Below are 17,993 nucleotides of genomic sequence, written 5' to 3'. Positions count from 1 at the left end.
TTGCTTTGGCCTGTATCCTTTGGAGAAAACTGGTATAGCAAGATGTATACCGGACATTCTCTAAGCAGAAGTGATGCATCGATCAACAAAAAAAATTGTACATCCCCTGTTTTTTCATGGATACTCCCAAATAAGATCTGATGAATCGTATTTGCTCTAGAGCGTACAGGAAAATCAAAATCATAACAATTTGAGATGCATATGGAAAATGCAAATTCTATACATCAAAATCCAACAAAGAAGCGTTTTATAATCGTTATATGCCTTTTTATAGGTATTTTTATAGCCTATCTCGACAGAGTGAACGTATCTGTACTTGCGGCTAACGATCCTTTCCTCCTTGAAATGGGCATCAAGGATACGCCCGTACGCATAGGCATGATGATGTCCGTCTTCCTTGCGGCATACGGGATATCCAATGTCGTCCTTTCGCCTATCGGGGACTATCTTGGACCGCGTAAAAGCATGATGCTCTGCATCGTACTGCGGACGATATCCCTCTTCATTGGTGGTATCGCCACATCCTTCATGCTGATCATCGTCAGTAGAATCATACTGGGCATCGGTGAGGGCTTTTACTATCCCCTGCAAAGTGTCTTTATCAAAAACTGGTTCCCCAAACAGGAACGGGGACGGGCCAATACAGCCTGGGTCGTGGGGCAGTCCGTTGCGCCTGCCATCGCCATGCCCTTCTTTGCCTGGCTCATCGGGACCCACGGCTGGCGCATGAACTTCCATGTCTGCCTCGTGCTGGGCCTCATCCCCCTGTACCTGCTCTGGCGCCATGTAGCGGACACGCCCCGCCAGGCCAAGGGCATCAACGCCGCGGAACTGGCCCACATCGAAGCCGGTCAGGAGCAGGCCCCTGCCTCCGCCGAAGAAAAGATCCCCGTTGCCGTGCGCTTCAAGGCCTTTGCGGGCAACTACCGCTACTGGCTGCTGGTGTTCTGGTACCTGTGCCTGCAGTGCATGTACTGGGGCCTCATCACCTGGCTGCCCAGCTATCTGAAGACCGCCCGCGGCTTCTCCTAGAGCGAGATGGGCTGGTGGCCTCCCTGCCCTTCGTCCTTTCCATCTTCTGCAAGGCTTCCAGCGGCATCCTGGCCGACAAGGTCGGCCGCAGTGCGCCCATCCTCATGTGCGCCATGCTGTTCGCCGGCCTGTGCGTCTACTTCGGCGCCTCGGTGGACAACAAGTACGCTTCCGCCGTCCTGCTCTCCTGCTCCGTGGCTTTCTGCACCATGGGTACCCCTGTCGCCTGGACCCTCCTGCAGAGCCTCGTGCCCGGCTCGTCCATGTCCACGGCCTCCGGCATCATGAACGGTTTCGCCAATGGTCTGGCCGCGCTGGCCCCGGCCCTGATCGGCCTGTTCATCACCCTGACGGGCCAGTTCAGCGGCGGCCTGCTGTGCCTGGTCTTCACCGGTGCGGCCGCGACGCTGGCGGCAGCCATCCTCGTTATCCAGAAATATTAAATAAAATCAAATCAATCCAGACTTCAAGGAGCCTGTAACGAAAATCACCAGTATCGATATCATCGATGTCGCCAACGATTTTTCTTCCGCCATCAGCAAATGGCGCCCCACCGTCGTCCGGGTCAACACGGATGAAGGCATCAGCGGCTTCGGTGAAGTGGGCCTCGCCTACGGCGTCGGCGCCTCCGGCGGCATCGGCGTGGCCAAGGATTTGTCCGCCCTGCTGATCGGCATGAACCCCATGGATACGGAAGCCATCTGGGAAAAGATGCTGCGCAAGACCTTCTGGGGCCAGGGCGGCGTATCTTCTCCGCAGCCATGAGCGGCCTCGACATCGCCATGTGGGACATCAAGGGCAAGGCCCTCAACGTGCCTCTGTATGTCCTGCTGGGCGGCAAAAGCCGTGACAGCATCCGGGCCTACGCCAGCCAGCTCCAGTATCAAGGTGGATGTGCTGGCCATGGACGAACAGGGCAACTGGAACCAGCGTGACCTCAAGGGCCTGCTGCCGGACAACATCCTGCGCCTGGGCTATGCCCGCCTGAAAGCCATGCGCGACGCCATCGGTCCCGATGTGGACATCATCGTGGAGATGCACTCCTTCACCTCGGCGGCACCGGCCATCCAGTTCGGCCGCATGATCGAGGAGCTGGGCGTCCTGTACTACGAAGAGCCCGTCATGCCCCTGAACCCCAAGATGATGAAGCAGGTGGCCGACCATGTGAACATCCCGCTGGCCTCCGGTGAACGCATCTACTGGCGCTGGGGTTACCGCCCCTTCCTGGAAGACGGCAGCCTGAGCGTCATCCAGCCGGACATCTGCACCTGCGGCGGTATCTCCGAAGTCAAGAAGATCTGCGACATGGCCCACGTCTATGACGTCACCGTCCAGATCCATGTCTGCGGCGGCCCCATCTCCACCGCAGCCGCCCTGCACATGGAAGCGGCCATCCCCAACTTCATGATCCACGAACTGCACCGCTATGCCCTGCTGGAACCCAACACCAGGACCTGCATCCACAACTACATGCCCAGCAAGGGCCGCTACACCGTTCCCGAACTGCCCGGCCTTGGCCAGGAACTGACGCCCGAGACCATCGCCGCCTCGGACATCATCACCGTCAAGTAAGGCTGCCACAGGGCGGGGACACGGCCCGCCTCCAGCCGGATACAAAAAAGCCGGGGCTCATCAGAGCCCCGGCTTTTTGCTGTCTGTGTTTCTGTGGCCAGAAACGAAAAAAGGGTCTGCATTTCCGCAAACCCTGATTTCCTTTTTGGTGGAGCTGAGGAGAATTGAACTCCTGACCTCTTGAATGCCATTCAAGCGCTCTCCCAACTGAGCTACAGCCCCTCGGCAAGAAGGTACATTGCCAAAAAGCAGCCCCTCTGTCAACAAAAAAATCAAAAAAGTTTTTCCATCTCCCCACCACGACAAAGGGCCGCCCTCCTTCCCCGCCCGCACGGCTCCCGGCCGGGCCTTTCCTTCCCCGGCCAAAAGCGTATGCTGCGGCCATGAACCTCCTCTATCTCACCGACGTATTTTGTCCCTGGTGCTACGGCTTCGCGCCGGTCATGCGCCGCCTGGCTGCGGAACATCCCGAACTGCCCGTGCGCGTGCTGGGCGGCAACCTCATGGACGAGCCCCAGCCCCTCACCGGTATGCTGGAAGAATACCCCACCATCCGGGAATTCTTCGCCCGCCTGCAGGAGACCACCGGCCAATCCACGGAACATTTCCGCCAGGCCCTGGAACAGGCCGTGGCCGGTACGGGCCCGGACCTGCTCATGCATTCCCCGGCCATGAACCTGCCCCTGGCCGCCCTGCGCCATCTGGCCCCCGGTCACGAGCTGGAACAGATGGAGGACTTCCAGATGGCCTTCTATGCCCAGGGCCGTGATGTCATGGCCGCTGGGGAACAGGCTGCCATCGCGGCCGCCTGGCTGCCTGCGGGGACGCCCGCCGACGCCCTGACCGCCGCCATGGCGGACCCCGCCATCCGGAGCGCCGCCCGGCATGACGCCGCCGAAGCCGAGGAGGTCATGGGCGAATTCCTCCTTTATCCGACCCTGTATCTGGAGCACGACGGCCAGCGCACCCTGCTGGCCCGCGGTTACAGCGACTACGCCAGCGTCCGGGCCAAGCTGGACGATGCCCTGCACGGTGTCCGCGAAAGCCCCGTCGCCCAGGGCGCGGCCTGCAGTCTGGACGGCAAATGCTGTTTTTAGGGCAATGATGCTTCGTTGAGAGGGAGAAAGGCGTTTTTTGGACAAAAACTGCCCCTCCCCCTCTCAAACTCTCCCCCGCCCCGAAAAAACCTTTCTCCGGTCTGACCGGCCGGTCCCCGTCATTGGCCGGAGGAGCCGCCATCCGGGCATGGACCGGGACGATCCGCATGACGGACAGGTGTGGGAAGCGGGCAGCTCCCCGTCTCCGGGATTTTCTGTTTCAGGATATATGATGCAGCCAGGCCGCTGCCAAGCAAAAAGCCCTCCGCGAACGGAGGGCTTTTTGTTTGCTGATGTACCGGCCGGCTAGCAGCCGTACTTGGCTTCGATCTCGGCGGCGGCTTCTTCCACACCGGCCTGCATCTTGGCGCGGGCGGCGCGGATCTTTTCATCCAGCGCGGGATCGGCCACGGCCAGGATCTGGGCGGCCAGCCAGGCGGCGTTGCGGGCACCGGCCTTGTCCATGGCCACGGTGGCCACGGGGAATCCGGGAGGCATCTGCACAGTGGCGAGCATGGCGTCCATGCCGCCCATCAGGCCGCCGGAGACCGGGATGCCGATGACGGGACGGGTGGTGCGGGCGGCCACGGCACCGGCCAGGTGCGCGGCCATGCCGGCGGCGCAGATGAAGACCTTGGCGCCGGCGGCTTCCTGTTCGCGCAGGATCTTTTCCGTGCGCTCGGGGGTACGGTGGGCGGAGCTGACCGTGAAGAGATAGGAGATGCCCAGCGAACGCAGCACGTCCACGCAGGGGCTGACCTTTTCTTCATCGGACTTGGAGCCCATCATGATGACGACTTGAGCCATAGATGTTCCTTTATGGCGGCATAAGGCCGCGGTTGCTTACTTTTCTTCCTGCGCCAGCTGTTCCAGACGGCGGATGCCCTTCTGGCCGATATCGCTGCGGTGGAAGCTCTTGTCCATGCGGATGGCCTTCACGCCCTCATAGGCACGGGCCTGGGCGTCGGCCAGGGTATCGCCCAGCGCGGTCACGCAAAGCACGCGGCCGCCGCTGGAAAGGGTCTTGTCGCCGTCCATGCTGGTGCCGCTGTGGAAGACCTTGACGCCGGGCAGGGCGTCGGCTTCGTCCAGACCTTCGATGACCATGCCCCTGGGATAGGCGTGCGGATAGCCTTCGGCGGCCACCACCACGCCCAGAGCGGTCTGGGAGGTGTGGGTGAGGCTCTCGGGACGGAGCTTGCCCTCGATGCAGTCTAGCATGATCTGCACCAGATCGCCTTCCAGACGCATCAGCAGGGGCTGGCATTCGGGGTCACCGAAACGGGTGTTGTATTCCAGCACCTTGGGGCCGTTCTCGGTCATCATCAGACCGGCATAGAGCACGCCCACGAAGGGATGGCCGTCCTTGGCCAGCGCGGCCAGGATGGGACGGATGACCGTATCGGCCATGGCTTCGGCCTCGTTGTAGGGCAGGATGGGGGCGGGGCTGTAGGCGCCCATGCCGCCGGTATTGGGGCCCTGGTCGCCGTCATAGGCGGCCTTGTGGTCCTGGGCGGAAGGCAGGGGCACGGCGGTCTTGCCGTCGCACAGGCACAGGAAGGAGGCTTCCTCGCCCACGAGGAACTCCTCGATGACGAGCTTGGCACCGGCGGCACCGTGCGCACGCTTGCACATGATGTCGTCCACGGCATCCAGGGCTTCCTGGGTGGTCATGGCCACCACCACGCCCTTGCCGGCAGCCAGGCCGTCGGCCTTGACCACCAGGGGGGCGCCCAGTTTGACCACGGCGTTCTTGGCTTTGTCGGGATCGGTGAAGACCTGGCTGTGGGCCGTGGGCACACCGGCGCGGTTCATGACGTCCTTGGCGAAGGCCTTGCTGCCTTCCAGACGGGCACAGTAGGCATCCGGGCCGAAACAGGGGATGCCGGCCTCACGCATGCGGTCGGTGATGCCCTTGGTCAGGGGCAGTTCGGGACCGGGCACCACCAGGTCGATCTTTTCCTTGCGGGCCAGTTCCACCAGACCGTCCAGATCTCCGGCATCCACGGCCACGTTGATGGCGCCCTCACGGGCCGTACCGCCGTTGCCGGGGGCCACAAAAACTTCACTTACCCGAGGGCTCTGCTTGAGCTTCCACACCAGGGCGTGCTCACGCCCGCCAGAACCGATAACCAGGATGCGCACAACCTCTCCTCCCTGAAAAATAGACATACGGAAAACTTTCCGGCAGCCGGAGCTGCTGAAAAAGCCCCGTCCCGTGCCGCTGCGACACGGAACGGGGCTGCATCCTCTTATGTGTTAGTAGTTGGGGGTCACTTCAAAATCGCTGAGGTCGGCAGGAGCGTTGGGGTTCATCTGCGACACGTCCAGCGGATAGGCGGTGACGATGCACTGACGGCTGCCCACACCCAGATCGGGCGAGGTGTTCAGGCCCACCACCAGGTCCAGGATGCCGTCGTTGTTGAAGTCGGCCAGGTCCACGGCCGCCACGGAACCGCGGATGCGGCGGGTCTTCCACTTCAGGCCCAGGCCCACGCCATCCCAGAACAGGGCGTGCACTTCGCCCTGGGGGAAGTAGCGGTAGCGGTCGAAGATCTGGGCCGCCGTGGAGATGGGCTTGTTGACCAGCAGGGTGTATTCGCCGGTATGGCCGATGTCGGCCACGATGAGGCGCATGGGGGCAAAGTACTTGCTGGGCATCTGGTAGTTGCGGTCCACGCCCAGGCCCGGCATGCCCTTGTAGTGTTCCATGCCGGTGGCGGAACCGGAGAAGCGTTCCATGGTGGTATGGATCAGGGTCTGGTTGGCGCCCTGGAAGATCTTCAGGCGTTCGTCGTCGGTCAGCATGACCAGCTGGTCACCGTTCTTGCCGGGGAGCCAGGCCACGTTGAAGACGTTGGCCCCGCTGGGCAGGTTGATGCGCTGGCCCAGCCCATAGGAGCCGTTCTGCTTGACCATGATGTGCACGCCGGGGGCGAACAGCTTGATGGAGTCCCAGCCCTGGCCCACCAGCGTGGGCTGGTAGGAAGGCGGCAGGTTGATGACGCTGGCGAAGTAGGAGCAGCGCTTGGCCACTTCCGTGAACTTGTTGCCGCGGAAGCCGTAGAAGTAGGTGTAGGGGCGGTTGTTCTCTTCTTCAAAGGTGGCCACCACCAGATCCTTGGCGCCGTCGCGGTTGAGGTCGATGGCACGCATGGAGAAGTTCAGGTTGCTGCGGGAGATGGTGATCTCGCCCAGCTTGCCCAGACGGCCGTCGTTGCCCCACTTGTAGATGACCAGGCGATGGTCGTGCAGGATAGCGATCTCGTTGCGGCCGTCACCGTTGAAGTCGGCCACGGCCATGTCCACCATCTCGTCCTTGAGGCGCTGGCTGCGGATGCGGGAACCGTCGGCGGAGTTGCCCTGATAGCGGAACTGGGGGTTCAGGTAGGATTCCGTCTGGCCGGTCTCGTTGCGGATGATGTCCGAACGGCCGCCGCGGCTGGCAGCGGCGGCACCGGCGACGCCCAGCACCTCGGAGGAGAAGGCGCCCGCGAGGCGCTGCACCGTGGCGTTCAGGGCGCTCATGGGGCCCTGGGCCGTATTGGTCCAGGTGGAGCCCTTCTTGTCCACGCTGTTGAGGACGATGGTGCAGTCATTGCCCATGACGCTCACCGTGCCCCACAGGGCATAGTCGGCACCGCCGATGAACTTGCGGGCTTCGGCGGCGGAGCCGGCCGCACGGGGGCCCATGGTGCCCGTAGCGCCCGTGGCACTGAGACGACCCATCAGCGTGGAAGGCACGGCCTTGGACAGGTAGCTGTAGTTCTGGGGCGCGTGCACCTCAAAAGGCAGCAGCACGAAAGACTTTGCCTGGGCAGCCTGGGCCTGGAGGCCCATCACCAGCATCAGGCAGGCGGCAAACGCCAGCTTCATGGCAAATTTCATTCAAAATCTCCTTGCAGTTCTCTGCGTACGTCGACCACCCTCGCACAGGAGGGCTCGCCCGGCCGGGGTCTCTGCCGCTGTCGCGGCAGGTACCGTACGGCCTGCGGCACCGGAACTATAGCGACACTTGGCCTGCCGCGCAACTTGAAAGCCGTATCCGCTGTTCCGGCGCGGTCCTGCGCTCCTTGGGGCCCCCTGCCGCGGACGCTCTTGCCCCCTCCAGACGGAACAGATAAGAAAGGCCCATGAGTACCGCCAATCCTCCCCGCCCCACGGGGCGTTCTTTTCGTCTGGTCTGCCCTCCGGAGCAGATGCCGCAGGTGGAGAGCCTGCTGCGCGCCCAGGGCTATGAGTTCGAACCCGAGCCGTTTTCGCCCTTCTGCCGCCGCCTGCTGTGCGAACCGCGGCCGCTGGGCTCCTCGCTGGCCGCCTTTTTCGGCTACATCTATATCCAGGACAGGTCTTCCATGCTGCCGCCCCTGGCCCTTGCGCCGCGGCAGGGCGAAGCCGTGCTGGACATGTGCGCGAGCCCGGGCAGCAAGACGGGCTTCCTGGGCCAGCTCACCGGCCCCGACGGCTTCGTGCTGGGCAACGAGCTTTCCCGCGCCCGCCTGGCCACCCTGCGGGCCAACCTGCACGCCTGCAACCTGCCGCATGTGGGCACCTGCTCCTTCGAGGGCCAGGCCCTGCCCCTGACGCCCGGCACCTGGGACGCCATCCAGCTGGATCCCCCCTGCTCCGGCTGGGGCACGGTGGAAAAGAACCCCCAGGTCCTCAAGCTCTGGCAGGGCGACAAGCTCAAGGGCCTGGTGGGCCTGCAACAGCTGCTGCTGGCCCATGCCGCGCGCCTGCTGCGCCCCGGCGGCCGCGTGGTCTTCTCCACCTGCACCACCAACGATGACGAGAACGAAGCGCAGGTGCGCTTTGCCGAAGGGGAGCTGGGACTGGTGCGCGAACACCTGACGCCCTTCGAGGGCTTCGTCTGGGAAGAGCGCCCCGGCGGCGAGGGCACCCTGCGCGTGGACGGCGAACGCTCGGCGGCCCAGGGCTTCTATGTGGCCCTGCTGCGCAAGCCCGCGGACGCCCCCCTGCCCGAACTGCCGCCCCTCTCCGCCGAGCCCGATGCCCGCACGGCCGCCCGTAACGCGGCCCGTGGCCGCAGCCGTCGCGATGCCCGTCCTGCCCTGCCCCAGGGCCAGGTGGTGCCCCGCACCGCCCTGGCCGGGCCCTGCTGCGATCCCGACCGTCTGCCCGCCGGTGAGGCACGCATCTACGGCGAGCAGGTGCGCTTCATCCCGGCCCATGCCGACCTGCTGCTGCCGCAGGGCTTCACCTGGCAGGGCGCCCTGCTGGGCCGCATGGCAGGCGGCCGCCTGCACATGGCGCCCCGTCTGCGCTGCCTGCTGCCCGCCGTCCCCGACCCGGCGCACAGCCTGGTGCTGGACGACATCAGCGACATCACGGCCCTGCTCAGCGGCCAGAGCCGCCAGACCGGCCTTGCGGGCAACGAGGCCGCCCTGTGGTGGCGCGACCTGCCGCTGGCCCGGATGATGCTCAAACAGGGCCGCGCGACCCTCAGTTTCAACTAGGCCCGGCACAGGATGCCGGACAGGGCCGCAGGCAGGGCAGACTTGCCTCTTTACCTGCCTGCGGCTACTCTTGCCCCCACTTTCACAGCGCAAGGAACAGCGCACAGGACGAAGCCGCCGTGACGGCGGCACTTTCATGCACGCAGAGGAGCGATCATGGCCAAGAAGAAGACTTCCCAGCAGCCCGCGCCGGTCAAGGACAAGCCCCAGGCCCCCGCACAGGATCAGGCCCAGACGGCGGCCCCGGCCCGAGTCACCACCGTTTCCCTCACCACCTGTCTGGTCAGCGTGGTGGTGGCCCTTGCCCTGGGCCTGTGCATCGGCAGCATGCTGCCCGGCTTCATGGACAGCCGTCAGGCCCCCGCTCCCCGGCCCCAGGCGGCCGCTCCGGCCCAGCAGCCCGCACAGCAGCAGGCGGCCCCCCAACAGCAGGCCAAGGCCGTCCTTTCCCCCGAACTGAACAGCGCCCTGCTCAAACTGCAGGAAGCCGTGGTCAAGGAACCCAACAAGGCGGAGAACTGGATCAAGCTGGGCAACTTCCAGTTCGACAACCAGAACCCCTCCGCGGCCGTCACGGCCTATGAGAACGCCCTGCGCCTGAAGCCCGGCAATGCCAACGTCCTGACCGACCTGGGCATCATGTACCGCGAGCTCCACCGCTTCGAGGATGCCCTCAAGGCCTTCCGCGAGGCGGAGCGCGTCCAGCCCGGACACAGGAACGCCCTGTTCAATCAGGGCATCGTCCTTTACTACGACCTCAAGCGCAAAGACGAGGCCGAAGCCGCCTGGCGCAAGCTGCTGGCCGCCGATCCCAACGCCCACGCCCCTGACGGGACGCCCGTCTCGGAGCTGATCAAGCATCTGCACTGATCCGGTTCCGGCTGCCCCGCCCCCGGGCCGGGGCAGCCCACCGGCCCCTGTGCCTTCCGTGGTCCGCAGACCACCGGTCCGCTCTTCCCGTCCCCGCTGCCGTCCCGGAATTTCCCGGGCCGTCTCCCCCGTGCGGAGATGTCCCTCAAGGTAAAAAAGCATGACGTACCCCCTTCTTCCCCTACAGGCCGGCTCCCGCAGGCTGGCCCTGATCGTCATTCCGCTCCTGCTCGTCCTGAGCCTGGCCGCCACCTGTCCGGCGGTCCCGACACCGCCCCCGGCCCCCGCGCCCACGCCCGCCCTGCCCGTGAGCCTGTCCGCGACGCCCCAGGGCACCGCCGCGGGACAGCTGGGCATCCTGCCCTACCTTTCGGCTTTTCTGGATACGGACGGCGACATGAGCGTGGAAGAAGTGGCCACGCCGGGCATGATGCCCTCTTTCCAGCCGCTGCATCCCAGGACCCTGCCCCGCAGCAGCGGCGTGACCTGGCTGCGTCTGGAGATCCCCGCCGCCGGGACGGAGCGCACCGAGTCCCTGATGCTCGACCTCGGCCAGGGCGTCCCGGCCGGAGCCGTCCTCTATACGCCCGACATCGACCCGCTTTCCCGCCAGACCACCTGGCAGGAGAGCCAGGCCAACTGGCGCAACCTGCTGCCGCTGCCCCTGCCCGCGGAAACGCCGCAGGTCTGCTTCATCCGTCTGGACGGGCAGCCGCCCCTCTGGTTCGCGCCCACCCTGCGCAGCCTGGACAATCTGGCGGGCGCGCCGGAAAGCCTGCTCGGCCCCGGCGTCATGCTGGCCCTGGCCGTGGTCATGCTGCTGGCCCTGCTGCGCGGCATCACCGAGCGCGGCCAGTGGCGCTTCTGGACGGCCCTGTATGTGGGCGCCGCCCTGACCCATGCCGTGCTGGGCGGGCCTGACCTGGGTGCCGGCAACATCACGCCCGCCGACGCCGTCAGCGCCATGGCCCCCGGCCTGGCCCTCATGTTCCTGGCCCATCTGGCCCGGCACCTGATGCAGACCGCCAGCCATTCCCGCCTGCTGGACATCCAGTACCTGCTGCTTTCCCTGCCCGGCGCCGTGCTGGCCCTGCTGCCCCTCTGGCCCGACTTCAGCTGGCTGGGGCGCTTCCTGCCGCTCTGGCCCATGCTGGCCCTGATCTTCGTGCCCACCACGCTCGGCGCCTGGCTCATGGGCGTGCCGGGAGCCCGCCGTTTCCTGCTGGGCTGCCTCGTGGCCGCACTGGGGGCCGGGCTGGCCGTCCTTGACCTCGGGACGCTGCTCCCGCCCTTCGTCCAGGGCACCCTGCCTCTGTGGGGGACGGCCCTCAGCGCCCTGATCATCGCGGGCATGAGCGCCCCCGGCCGTGAAGCGGGCACCTCCGCCGAACCTGCCGATCCTCTGGCACCGGGCCGCCCCGCCCGGAACCAGACCATCACGGACCCCAACCTGCGCCTGCTGGATACCGACGGCAACACCCTGCCGCTCATGACCGGCCTCAGCCAGCCTGCCCCCGCTCCGGCAACCGTGGAAGCCGAAAGCGCCTCCGCCACGGCCATCCGGCGTCTGGAGCAGGCCCTTGCCGCGCCCCTGCGCGAGATCGTGGAACAGGACCGCCAGCTCGAACAATGCGCCCTGCCCCATGATGTCCGCTCCCGTGTGGAGAACATGGGCCGCCGTGCCCGGCAAGCCCTGAACCTGCTGCACGACCCGGCCGGGGATGCTGCCGCACCCGCGGCACCGGCTCCCGCGGATACGGCCCGCGCTGAAAAGCGTGTCTTCGATCTGCGCAAGACGCTGCGGCAGGCCCATGACACCTGCCGCCCGCTGGCGGAAAAATCCGGCATCGCCCTGGGCTGGCATGTCCCGGCCGACCTCGAACAGCTTTACGAAGGCCCCGCCGGGGAACTGGAAGACGTTCTCCGCCTGTTGCTGGAAGATGCCCTGCGGGCCACCAAGGGGGGCAAGATCCATTTTGCCGTGCGTCGTGTGCCGGACAGCAAGCACCCCGGACATCTGCTCTTCCAGGTGCGCGACACGGGCACGGGCCTGCCCCCGGAACAGCGTTCCGCATCGCTCCTGGCCCGTATCTGGGAACTCTCTTCGTCCCACGGCGGTTTCTTGGGCGTGGAGAGCGGCCCCCGCGGCACGTCCGTCATCTTCACCCTGCAGCTGCATCTCCCGGAAGCTTCTGACGGCGAGGACCTGCCCACGGTCCTGGTCTGCGCTCCCGATGCCGCCACCCGTCACGAGCTGGGCGCCATGCTGCGCGACCTGCCCTGCACCTGCCACGAGACAGGCACCCTGGCCCACGGTCTGGCAGCCGGGGCCCGCAAGGGCCGGACACCGGCTGCCGTGCTGCTGGTCTGCGGCCCCGAGGCTTCCGTGGACGCCGCGCCGCTGCTGCGCCGCTACCACAGCCTTGCCGAAAGGACCGGCCCCTTCGGCGCCGTGGCCCTGACGCCCGACCAGAGCCAGTGGGATGCGCTGGCCCATGCCGGTTTCAGCCATGCCCTGACCCTGCCCGTCTCGGAAGATGCCCTGCGCGAGACCGTGCTCGAGATCCTGGGCAGCCATGACGACGTGGCCGACCTGGGTGCGCCCCTGCCCGAGACCAGACAGGCCGATGCCCCCCTGCCCGACCTGTTCGGCCCCGCCGCGGCCCCCCAGGCAGACCAGGGCATGCCCGACCTGCTCCTGTCCACCGATGATATCCCGCAGCAGACGGCCCCGGCCGCTCCTGCCGCGGCAAGCGCGGATCTGCCGGACCTGTTCGCCGCTCCGGCGGCCGCTGCAGCGGATACGGCCCAGGCGGAACCCCTTCCCCTGACGGACGACATGCGCCTCGATATGCCCGCAGCACAGACCGCCCGGCCTGTGGCCGATGCCGTGCAGCCGGAGGAAGCCGCGTCCGCGGAGAGCCCTGTGCAGGAAAATGAAAACGCTCCCGAGGCGGCCGAAGACGTCGTCCCGGTCCCCACGCCTGCGACGCCGGACTTCCCGTTCGTGCCGGTGGCGGAAACGGCGGAAACGAACGATGCTGCCATGTCGGAAGCCCCGGTGAAGGAAGAAGAGGCCGCCGCACCGGCGGCCGGTATGACGCAGGAAGAGCCCCTGCCCCAGCAGGAAGCGGCGGCCGCTGCTCCGGCCGACGCCGCTGCTGAAGCCTTGTCTGATGAAATGGACAGCACGGATGAAGCTGGTGCGGATGCGGATGATGCCGCTGACGTGACGCCCGCCGCACAGGACGAGGCCGCCGAGGTGCCCTCAAGCGCTCCGGCTTTCCCGGCTCCGGCCCGGGAGGCTGCGGCCGATCAGCCCCTGCCCGCTGATGACGTACAGACCGGCGACGCGCGTACGGATGCTGCCGAAGCGCCGGTGTCCGATGCTGCGCAGCCGGAGGAAGCCGCGTCCGAGGACAACCCTGTGCAGGAAAACGAAAATGCTCCCGAGGCGGTTGAAGACGTCGTCCCGGCCCCCGCGCCTGCGACGCCGGACTTCCCGTCCGTGCCGGTGGCGGAAACGGCGGAAACGAACGATGCTGCCATGTCGGAAGCCCCGGTGAAGGAAGAAGAGACCGCCGTACCGGCGGCCGGTATGACGCAGGAAGAGCCCCTGCCCCCGCAGGAAACGGCGGATGCAGCCGCTGCCCCGGCCGACGCCGCTGCTGAAGCCCTGTCCGATGAAATGGGCAGCACGGAAGAAGCTGGTGCGGATGATGCCGCTGAAGTGACGCCCGCCGCACAGGACGAGGCCGCCGAGGTGCCCCCAAGCGCTCCGGATTTCCCGGCTCCGGCCCGGGAGGCTGCGACCGAACAGGCCCTGCCCGCTGACGACGTACAGACCGGCGACGCGCGTACGGATGCTGCCGAAGCGCCGGTGTCCGATGTTGCGCAGCCGGAGGAAGCCGCGTCCGCGGACAGCCCTGTGCAGGAAAACGAAAATGCTCCCGAGGCGGCCGAAGACGTCGTCCCGGCCCCCGCGCCTGCGGCACCGGACTTCCCGTCCGTGCCGGTGGCGGAAACGGCGGAAACGAACGAGACTGCCATGTCGGAAACCCCGGCGAAGGAAGAAGAGACCACCGCATCGGCAGCCGGTATGACGCAGGAAGAGCCCCTGCCCCCGCAGGAAACGGCGGATGCAGCCGCTGCTGCCCCGGCCGATGACGCGACGGGATCCACGGTCGACGAAAAGGAACGCACGGAAGCTCCGGTCTCCGATGCACAGGCCGCCTCTGCCACGAGGGCCCCTGCCTTCCCGTCTGTCGAGGCGACCGCCAGTCCCCTTGCCCGTGGCTATGTAAGCCCCAGCCTGCGCCATGCCGGTGAATGGGTCGGCGAGCCCATGCCCATCGGCACCCCGGTCAGCCGTCCTGCCCCCCGGCAGGAGGAAACGGTATCCGCTCCGGTGGAGACCGTCGTCACGGTCCGCCCCCTGCGCCGGGACGTCAGCCCGGACGAGATCGCCCGCAAGCTGGGCAAGCCCAGTCTGGTGCCCACGGACAAATCGGCCCTCATCACGCCGCAGCCCCGCAAGAGCAGCAGTACCGGCCCGGGCGCCGGGACGCAGCCTGCCTTCCCCGGCGCGCCTGTGGAAGAGGCGCCCCAGGCCGTGCCCGGCAGCAAGGACGTTTCCAGCCTGCCGGACATGACGCCGGACAGCACCACCCTTCTTGCCAGCGGCCGGGAAGAGACCAGCCGGACCAGGGCTGCGGCCAACACCCTGATGCGCTTCCTTTCCCGTTTCCACACGGGCAACGGCCAGCCCCAGGACAAGGAAGAAGCCAGGAGCCCGCAGGCTCCGGCCGCGACCGCGCAGGAACGGCAGGGCACACCGCGCCCCATGCCCAGGAAGGATGCACCGCGGGAAGAGACGCCGGGAACCACGGCGGACATCCCCGCCACGACCAATCCCTGGATCGAACGCCGCACGGCGTCCCGGCCCGTGGCCCCCACGCCGCGCATGCCCGTGCCGCCCATGCCCCAGCGGCCCCAGCCGCCGGATGACCCCGAGGATCCGTTGCCCGCTCTCATGTGGCGCATGGACAAATATCTGGCGGAGGCCGGTTATGCCCTGGAACAGCGCCGTCTGCATCTGGTGGCCGACGCCGCCGGACGCCTGGCCGCCGAGGCCGAAAGCTACGGTTTCCGGGTACTGGGCCGCATGGCCCGCTGTGTGGAGAGCGCCGGACGCGCCAAGGATCTGCAGGCCGTGACCGACCTGCTGCCCGAACTGGCCACGGCGGTGGAACGCCACCGCATCTCCATGGGTTCCTGATACGCATACCGGGGCCGGTCCTGCTGACCGGCCCTTTTTCGTTCCCGGCCCCGGCGCGGAGGCCGCGACAGGCCCTCTTGCACAAAGGGGCAAGTCGTGCCAGACTAAATCTTCAATGCCCACAAGGGCCATCTCTTATTTTATGCAAGGAGTCCACATGAGTTACGAACGTGTCCTTCTGCCCGTGAGCGGCAAGCATTCCGGAGAACGCGCCCTCAAGGCCCTGAGCCAGGCCAGGAAGCTTGATCCCAAGGAGATCATCCTGCTGCACGCCGTGGCGCCCAGCGTGGGATCCCCCATGCCCAACATCATGCGCGACCAGCAGGACATCGCCGTCAAGGCCGAAGCCCTCCTGGCTCCTCTCGCCGCCGAACTGGACAATGCCGGCATCCCCTATCAGACCGTCATCCGCCACGGTCTGCCCGTGGAGACCATCGTCAAGGCCGCCAAGGAAATGGACGCCGAAGCCATCGTCATGTTCTCGGACGGTCGTGACGACCTGACCGACAGACTGTTCGGTTCCATCACCGAGCATGTGCTGCGCAACACCCCGCTGCCCGTGCTGGTCGTCCGTCAGTAGGCCTTGCCGCGCTATCGTCATCAAAAAGCCTGTTCCCCGGAACGGGCTTTTTTTGATGACGGCGTCCCGGCCCCGGCAGGCTTGCACAAATCGGCCTGTCGTGCGACAATGCCTAGTTGAAATGCCCTCTGGGGCAATGCCATCCCAATCCAAGGAGCCCACATGATCTACCAACGTGTCCTCGTGCCCGTGAGCGGCAAAAATTCCGGCGAACGCGCTGCCAAGGCTCTGCGCCATGCCAAGACCCTGTGCTCCGGCGAGATCATCCTGCTGCATGTGACCGAAGCCCTGCCCAACCTGGTGGGCGGCGCTGCCCATACCGAACTGGAACGTTCCAATACCGCCAAGGCCGAGACCCTGCTGGCGCCGCTGGCCGATGCCCTGAAAAAGGAAGGCGTGGCCTGCCGCTATATCGTGCGTGAAGGCCTGGCCGCCGACACCATCGTCACCGTGGGCCATGAGGAAGGCGTGGACATGATCGTCATGTACACCGACGGCCGTGACGGCCTGGCCGACATGCTCATCGGTTCCATCACCGAGCGCGTGCTGCGCAATACCGACATTCCGCTGCTGGCTGTCCGCCGCTAGCGATCCGCCGTGCTGACACTGGGAACTTTAGGCCTTGTGGCAGCGCACCTTCTGTCCTGGGGGGCCGTCTGCCATGCCCTGCTCCACAAGCGCGATCCGCGCTCGGCGCTGGGCTGGATCGTGACGGTCCTTTTTTTGCCCGGCGTCGGCATCGTGCTGTACTGCCTGTTCGGCATCAGCCGTGCCGAAAGCCTGGCGGCCCGCCTTATGCGCAAGATGGCCGCCATCGAACCTGACTACGCCCACCATCCCGAAGTCGTCTGCCACCGGACGGCCATCGCGCCGCCGCAGGAATGGCCCCTGGAGATCCTGGGCCGCCGCCTGACAGGCCAGACCCTGTGCAGCGGCAACGGCATCCTGCCCCTGCGCAACGGCAACGAAGCCTATCCGGCCATGCTGCACGCCATCAACCGGGCCAGCAAGCAGGTCTTCCTCTCCACCTACATCTTCCGCGGCGGCAGCGTGGGCGAGAGCTTCACCGAGGCCCTGTGCCATGCCGCCCGGCGCGGCGTGGATGTGCGCCTGCTGGTGGACGGCTTCGGCGGCGCCGTCTATTCGCTGCGCAAACCCTGGAAGCGCATCCCCCAGGCCGGCGGCCAGCTGGCCCGCTTTTTGCCGCCCCGCCTTTTCCCGCCCAGCCTCAGCCTGAACCTGCGCAACCACCGCAAGCTGCTCATCTGCGATGATACGGCCTTTACCGGCGGCATGAACATCGCGGACAACCACATCCTCAGCAAGCATCCCGGCTGTGTGCAGGACCTGCACTTCCGCTGCGAAGGTCCCATCGTGGACCAGCTGCGCCGGGCCTTTTTGCTGGACTGGGGTTTTGCCACCGGCAAATTCGACCAGCGCAGCCTGCTGCCCAGCAGCAACATCATGTCCGGGGACAGCCTGTGCCGCATGGTTCTGGACGGCCCCGGCACCGAGGCCGATCCGCTCAATGACCTGTATTGCGGGGTCATCGGCAGCGCCCAGCATACGGTGCGCATCATGACGCCCTATTTCCTGCCGTCGCACGAGCTCATCGCCGCCCTGCGCAGCGCGGCCCAGCGCGGGGTCAGCGTGCGTGTGGTGCTGCCCGGCAAGAACAACCTGCCCTTCGTCCACTGGGCCAGCTTCCGCCTGCTGCCCGTCCTGCTGGAAGCGGGCGTGCGCGTGTGGTTCCAGCCGCCCCCCTTTGCCCACACCAAACTGCTGGCCGTGGACGGCTATTACTGCCAGATCGGTTCCGCCAACCTGGACGCCCGCAGCATGCGCCTGAACTTCGAGCTGAACATGGAGATCTTCGATCCCGAGTTCCATACCGCCATGGCCCTGCACATGGACATGACCATCGCCCGCAGCCGCGAAGTGACCCTGAAAGACCTGCAGGAACGCCTTTTGATCCTCAAACTGCGTGACGCCGCCTGCTGGCTGTTCTCGCCCTATCTGTAAAAAACAGGGCACGGCCTCCGGCCGCCATCCGGTCGCGCGTTGCTGTCGATGCCCGTAAGGCTCCA

15 protein-coding genes and 1 tRNA gene are annotated in these 17,993 nt (G+C 66.1%); 12 read left to right on the top strand and 4 right to left on the bottom strand.

The annotated features are described in order from the left end of the window. Positions 1 to 195 precede the first annotated feature (195 nt). Genes ACQRCJ_RS10080 through ACQRCJ_RS10060 form a run of 5 tightly spaced genes read left to right on the top strand, consistent with a single transcriptional unit; the run spans position 196 to position 2,604 of the window. Entirely contained in the window at positions 196 to 1,032 is an 837-nt protein-coding gene (locus ACQRCJ_RS10080) for an MFS transporter (RefSeq protein ID WP_427799732.1), read from the top strand. 14 nt (positions 1,033 to 1,046) lie between these two features. Continuing rightward, the gene (locus tag ACQRCJ_RS10075; RefSeq protein WP_303931774.1) at positions 1,047 to 1,475 is read left to right on the top strand and encodes a hypothetical protein; all 429 of its coding nucleotides are present in this window, start codon (positions 1,047 to 1,049) and stop codon (positions 1,473 to 1,475) included. Between the two features lie 10 nt (positions 1,476 to 1,485). Beyond that, positions 1,486 to 1,797, top strand: a complete 312-nt coding sequence (locus tag ACQRCJ_RS10070) for a hypothetical protein (RefSeq protein WP_427799733.1) — start codon at positions 1,486 to 1,488, stop codon at positions 1,795 to 1,797. After that, positions 1,794 to 1,967 (top strand): hypothetical protein, encoded by a 174-nt coding sequence (locus tag ACQRCJ_RS10065; protein ID WP_303931779.1) that lies wholly within the window; start codon positions 1,794 to 1,796, stop codon positions 1,965 to 1,967. The genes ACQRCJ_RS10070 and ACQRCJ_RS10065 overlap by 4 nt, the downstream gene beginning before the upstream one ends. Continuing rightward, positions 1,936 to 2,604, top strand: coding sequence for a mandelate racemase/muconate lactonizing enzyme family protein (locus tag ACQRCJ_RS10060; protein ID WP_303931784.1), 669 nt, complete (start codon positions 1,936 to 1,938; stop codon positions 2,602 to 2,604). Before ACQRCJ_RS10065 ends, ACQRCJ_RS10060 begins: the two co-directional genes overlap by 32 nt. 146 nt (positions 2,605 to 2,750) lie before the next feature. On the opposite strand, the gene ACQRCJ_RS10055 is transcribed toward ACQRCJ_RS10060, so the two are convergent. Beyond that, a tRNA-Ala gene (locus tag ACQRCJ_RS10055) sits at positions 2,751 to 2,826 on the bottom strand. Positions 2,827 to 2,987: 161 nt separating this feature from the next. Between ACQRCJ_RS10055 and ACQRCJ_RS10050 the strand changes: the two genes are divergently transcribed. After that, positions 2,988 to 3,701 (top strand): DsbA family protein, encoded by a 714-nt coding sequence (locus ACQRCJ_RS10050; protein ID WP_427799731.1) that lies wholly within the window; start codon positions 2,988 to 2,990, stop codon positions 3,699 to 3,701. A gap of 306 nt (positions 3,702 to 4,007) precedes the next feature. On the opposite strand, the gene purE is transcribed toward ACQRCJ_RS10050, so the two are convergent. From purE to ACQRCJ_RS10035, 3 genes are all read right to left on the bottom strand, one after another. Continuing rightward, positions 4,008 to 4,508 carry a 5-(carboxyamino)imidazole ribonucleotide mutase gene (gene purE / locus ACQRCJ_RS10045; RefSeq protein WP_006006731.1) on the bottom strand — a complete coding sequence of 167 codons (501 nt, stop codon included), beginning with the start codon at positions 4,506 to 4,508 and terminating at the stop codon, positions 4,008 to 4,010. 36 nt (positions 4,509 to 4,544) lie between these two features. Then, entirely contained in the window at positions 4,545 to 5,846 is a 1,302-nt protein-coding gene (purD, locus tag ACQRCJ_RS10040) for a phosphoribosylamine--glycine ligase (RefSeq protein ID WP_168935073.1), read from the bottom strand. Positions 5,847 to 5,960: 114 nt separating this feature from the next. Next, on the bottom strand, positions 5,961 to 7,589 hold the full coding sequence (locus ACQRCJ_RS10035) for an FG-GAP repeat domain-containing protein (RefSeq protein ID WP_168935071.1): 1,629 nt from the start codon (positions 7,587 to 7,589) through the stop codon (positions 5,961 to 5,963). A gap of 245 nt (positions 7,590 to 7,834) precedes the next feature. Between ACQRCJ_RS10035 and ACQRCJ_RS10030 the strand changes: the two genes are divergently transcribed. From ACQRCJ_RS10030 to ACQRCJ_RS10005, 6 genes are all read left to right on the top strand, one after another. Further along, positions 7,835 to 9,178, top strand: a complete 1,344-nt coding sequence (locus tag ACQRCJ_RS10030; RefSeq protein ID WP_427799730.1) for an RsmB/NOP family class I SAM-dependent RNA methyltransferase — start codon at positions 7,835 to 7,837, stop codon at positions 9,176 to 9,178. A gap of 156 nt (positions 9,179 to 9,334) precedes the next feature. Beyond that, positions 9,335 to 10,048: a tetratricopeptide repeat protein gene (locus tag ACQRCJ_RS10025; RefSeq protein ID WP_427799729.1), complete on the top strand. Its 714-nt coding sequence runs from the start codon at positions 9,335 to 9,337 to the stop codon at positions 10,046 to 10,048. Positions 10,049 to 10,208: 160 nt separating this feature from the next. Beyond that, complete coding sequence (locus tag ACQRCJ_RS10020) at positions 10,209 to 15,326, top strand: 7TM diverse intracellular signaling domain-containing protein (RefSeq protein ID WP_427799728.1); 5,118 nt, start codon at positions 10,209 to 10,211, stop codon at positions 15,324 to 15,326. Positions 15,327 to 15,483: 157 nt separating this feature from the next. Next, positions 15,484 to 15,906 carry a universal stress protein gene (locus ACQRCJ_RS10015; protein WP_168935064.1) on the top strand — a complete coding sequence of 141 codons (423 nt, stop codon included), beginning with the start codon at positions 15,484 to 15,486 and terminating at the stop codon, positions 15,904 to 15,906. A 162-nt stretch (positions 15,907 to 16,068) separates the two neighbouring features. After that, positions 16,069 to 16,494 carry a universal stress protein gene (locus tag ACQRCJ_RS10010; RefSeq protein WP_204626499.1) on the top strand — a complete coding sequence of 142 codons (426 nt, stop codon included), beginning with the start codon at positions 16,069 to 16,071 and terminating at the stop codon, positions 16,492 to 16,494. Between the two features lie 36 nt (positions 16,495 to 16,530). Further along, positions 16,531 to 17,928, top strand: coding sequence for a phospholipase D-like domain-containing protein (locus ACQRCJ_RS10005; protein ID WP_204626498.1), 1,398 nt, complete (start codon positions 16,531 to 16,533; stop codon positions 17,926 to 17,928). Positions 17,929 to 17,993: the final 65 nt, after the last annotated feature.

The organism is Desulfovibrio sp. SGI.102 (assembly GCF_050314315.1).
Classification (GTDB): domain Bacteria; phylum Desulfobacterota; class Desulfovibrionia; order Desulfovibrionales; family Desulfovibrionaceae; genus Desulfovibrio.
This window is presented reverse-complemented; position numbering and strand designations above follow the sequence as displayed.

What these genes read in the sequence shown, in the direction of transcription:
- ACQRCJ_RS10025 (WP_427799729.1), top strand. Translation starts at nt 9,335, where the DNA reads ATGGCCAAGAAGAAGACTTCCCAGCAGCCCGCGCCGGTCAAGGACAAG.
- ACQRCJ_RS10035 (WP_168935071.1), bottom strand. Translation starts at nt 7,589, where the DNA reads ATGAAATTTGCCATGAAGCTGGCGTTTGCCGCCTGCCTGATGCTGGTG.
- ACQRCJ_RS10030 (WP_427799730.1), top strand. Translation starts at nt 7,835, where the DNA reads ATGAGTACCGCCAATCCTCCCCGCCCCACGGGGCGTTCTTTTCGTCTG.
- ACQRCJ_RS10010 (WP_204626499.1), top strand. Translation starts at nt 16,069, where the DNA reads ATGATCTACCAACGTGTCCTCGTGCCCGTGAGCGGCAAAAATTCCGGC.
- ACQRCJ_RS10080 (WP_427799732.1), top strand. Translation starts at nt 196, where the DNA reads ATGCATATGGAAAATGCAAATTCTATACATCAAAATCCAACAAAGAAG.
- ACQRCJ_RS10020 (WP_427799728.1), top strand. Translation starts at nt 10,209, where the DNA reads ATGACGTACCCCCTTCTTCCCCTACAGGCCGGCTCCCGCAGGCTGGCC.
- ACQRCJ_RS10050 (WP_427799731.1), top strand. Translation starts at nt 2,988, where the DNA reads ATGAACCTCCTCTATCTCACCGACGTATTTTGTCCCTGGTGCTACGGC.
- purE (WP_006006731.1), bottom strand. Translation starts at nt 4,508, where the DNA reads ATGGCTCAAGTCGTCATCATGATGGGCTCCAAGTCCGATGAAGAAAAG.
- ACQRCJ_RS10015 (WP_168935064.1), top strand. Translation starts at nt 15,484, where the DNA reads ATGAGTTACGAACGTGTCCTTCTGCCCGTGAGCGGCAAGCATTCCGGA.
- ACQRCJ_RS10060 (WP_303931784.1), top strand. Translation starts at nt 1,936, where the DNA reads ATGGACGAACAGGGCAACTGGAACCAGCGTGACCTCAAGGGCCTGCTG.
- ACQRCJ_RS10065 (WP_303931779.1), top strand. Translation starts at nt 1,794, where the DNA reads ATGAGCGGCCTCGACATCGCCATGTGGGACATCAAGGGCAAGGCCCTC.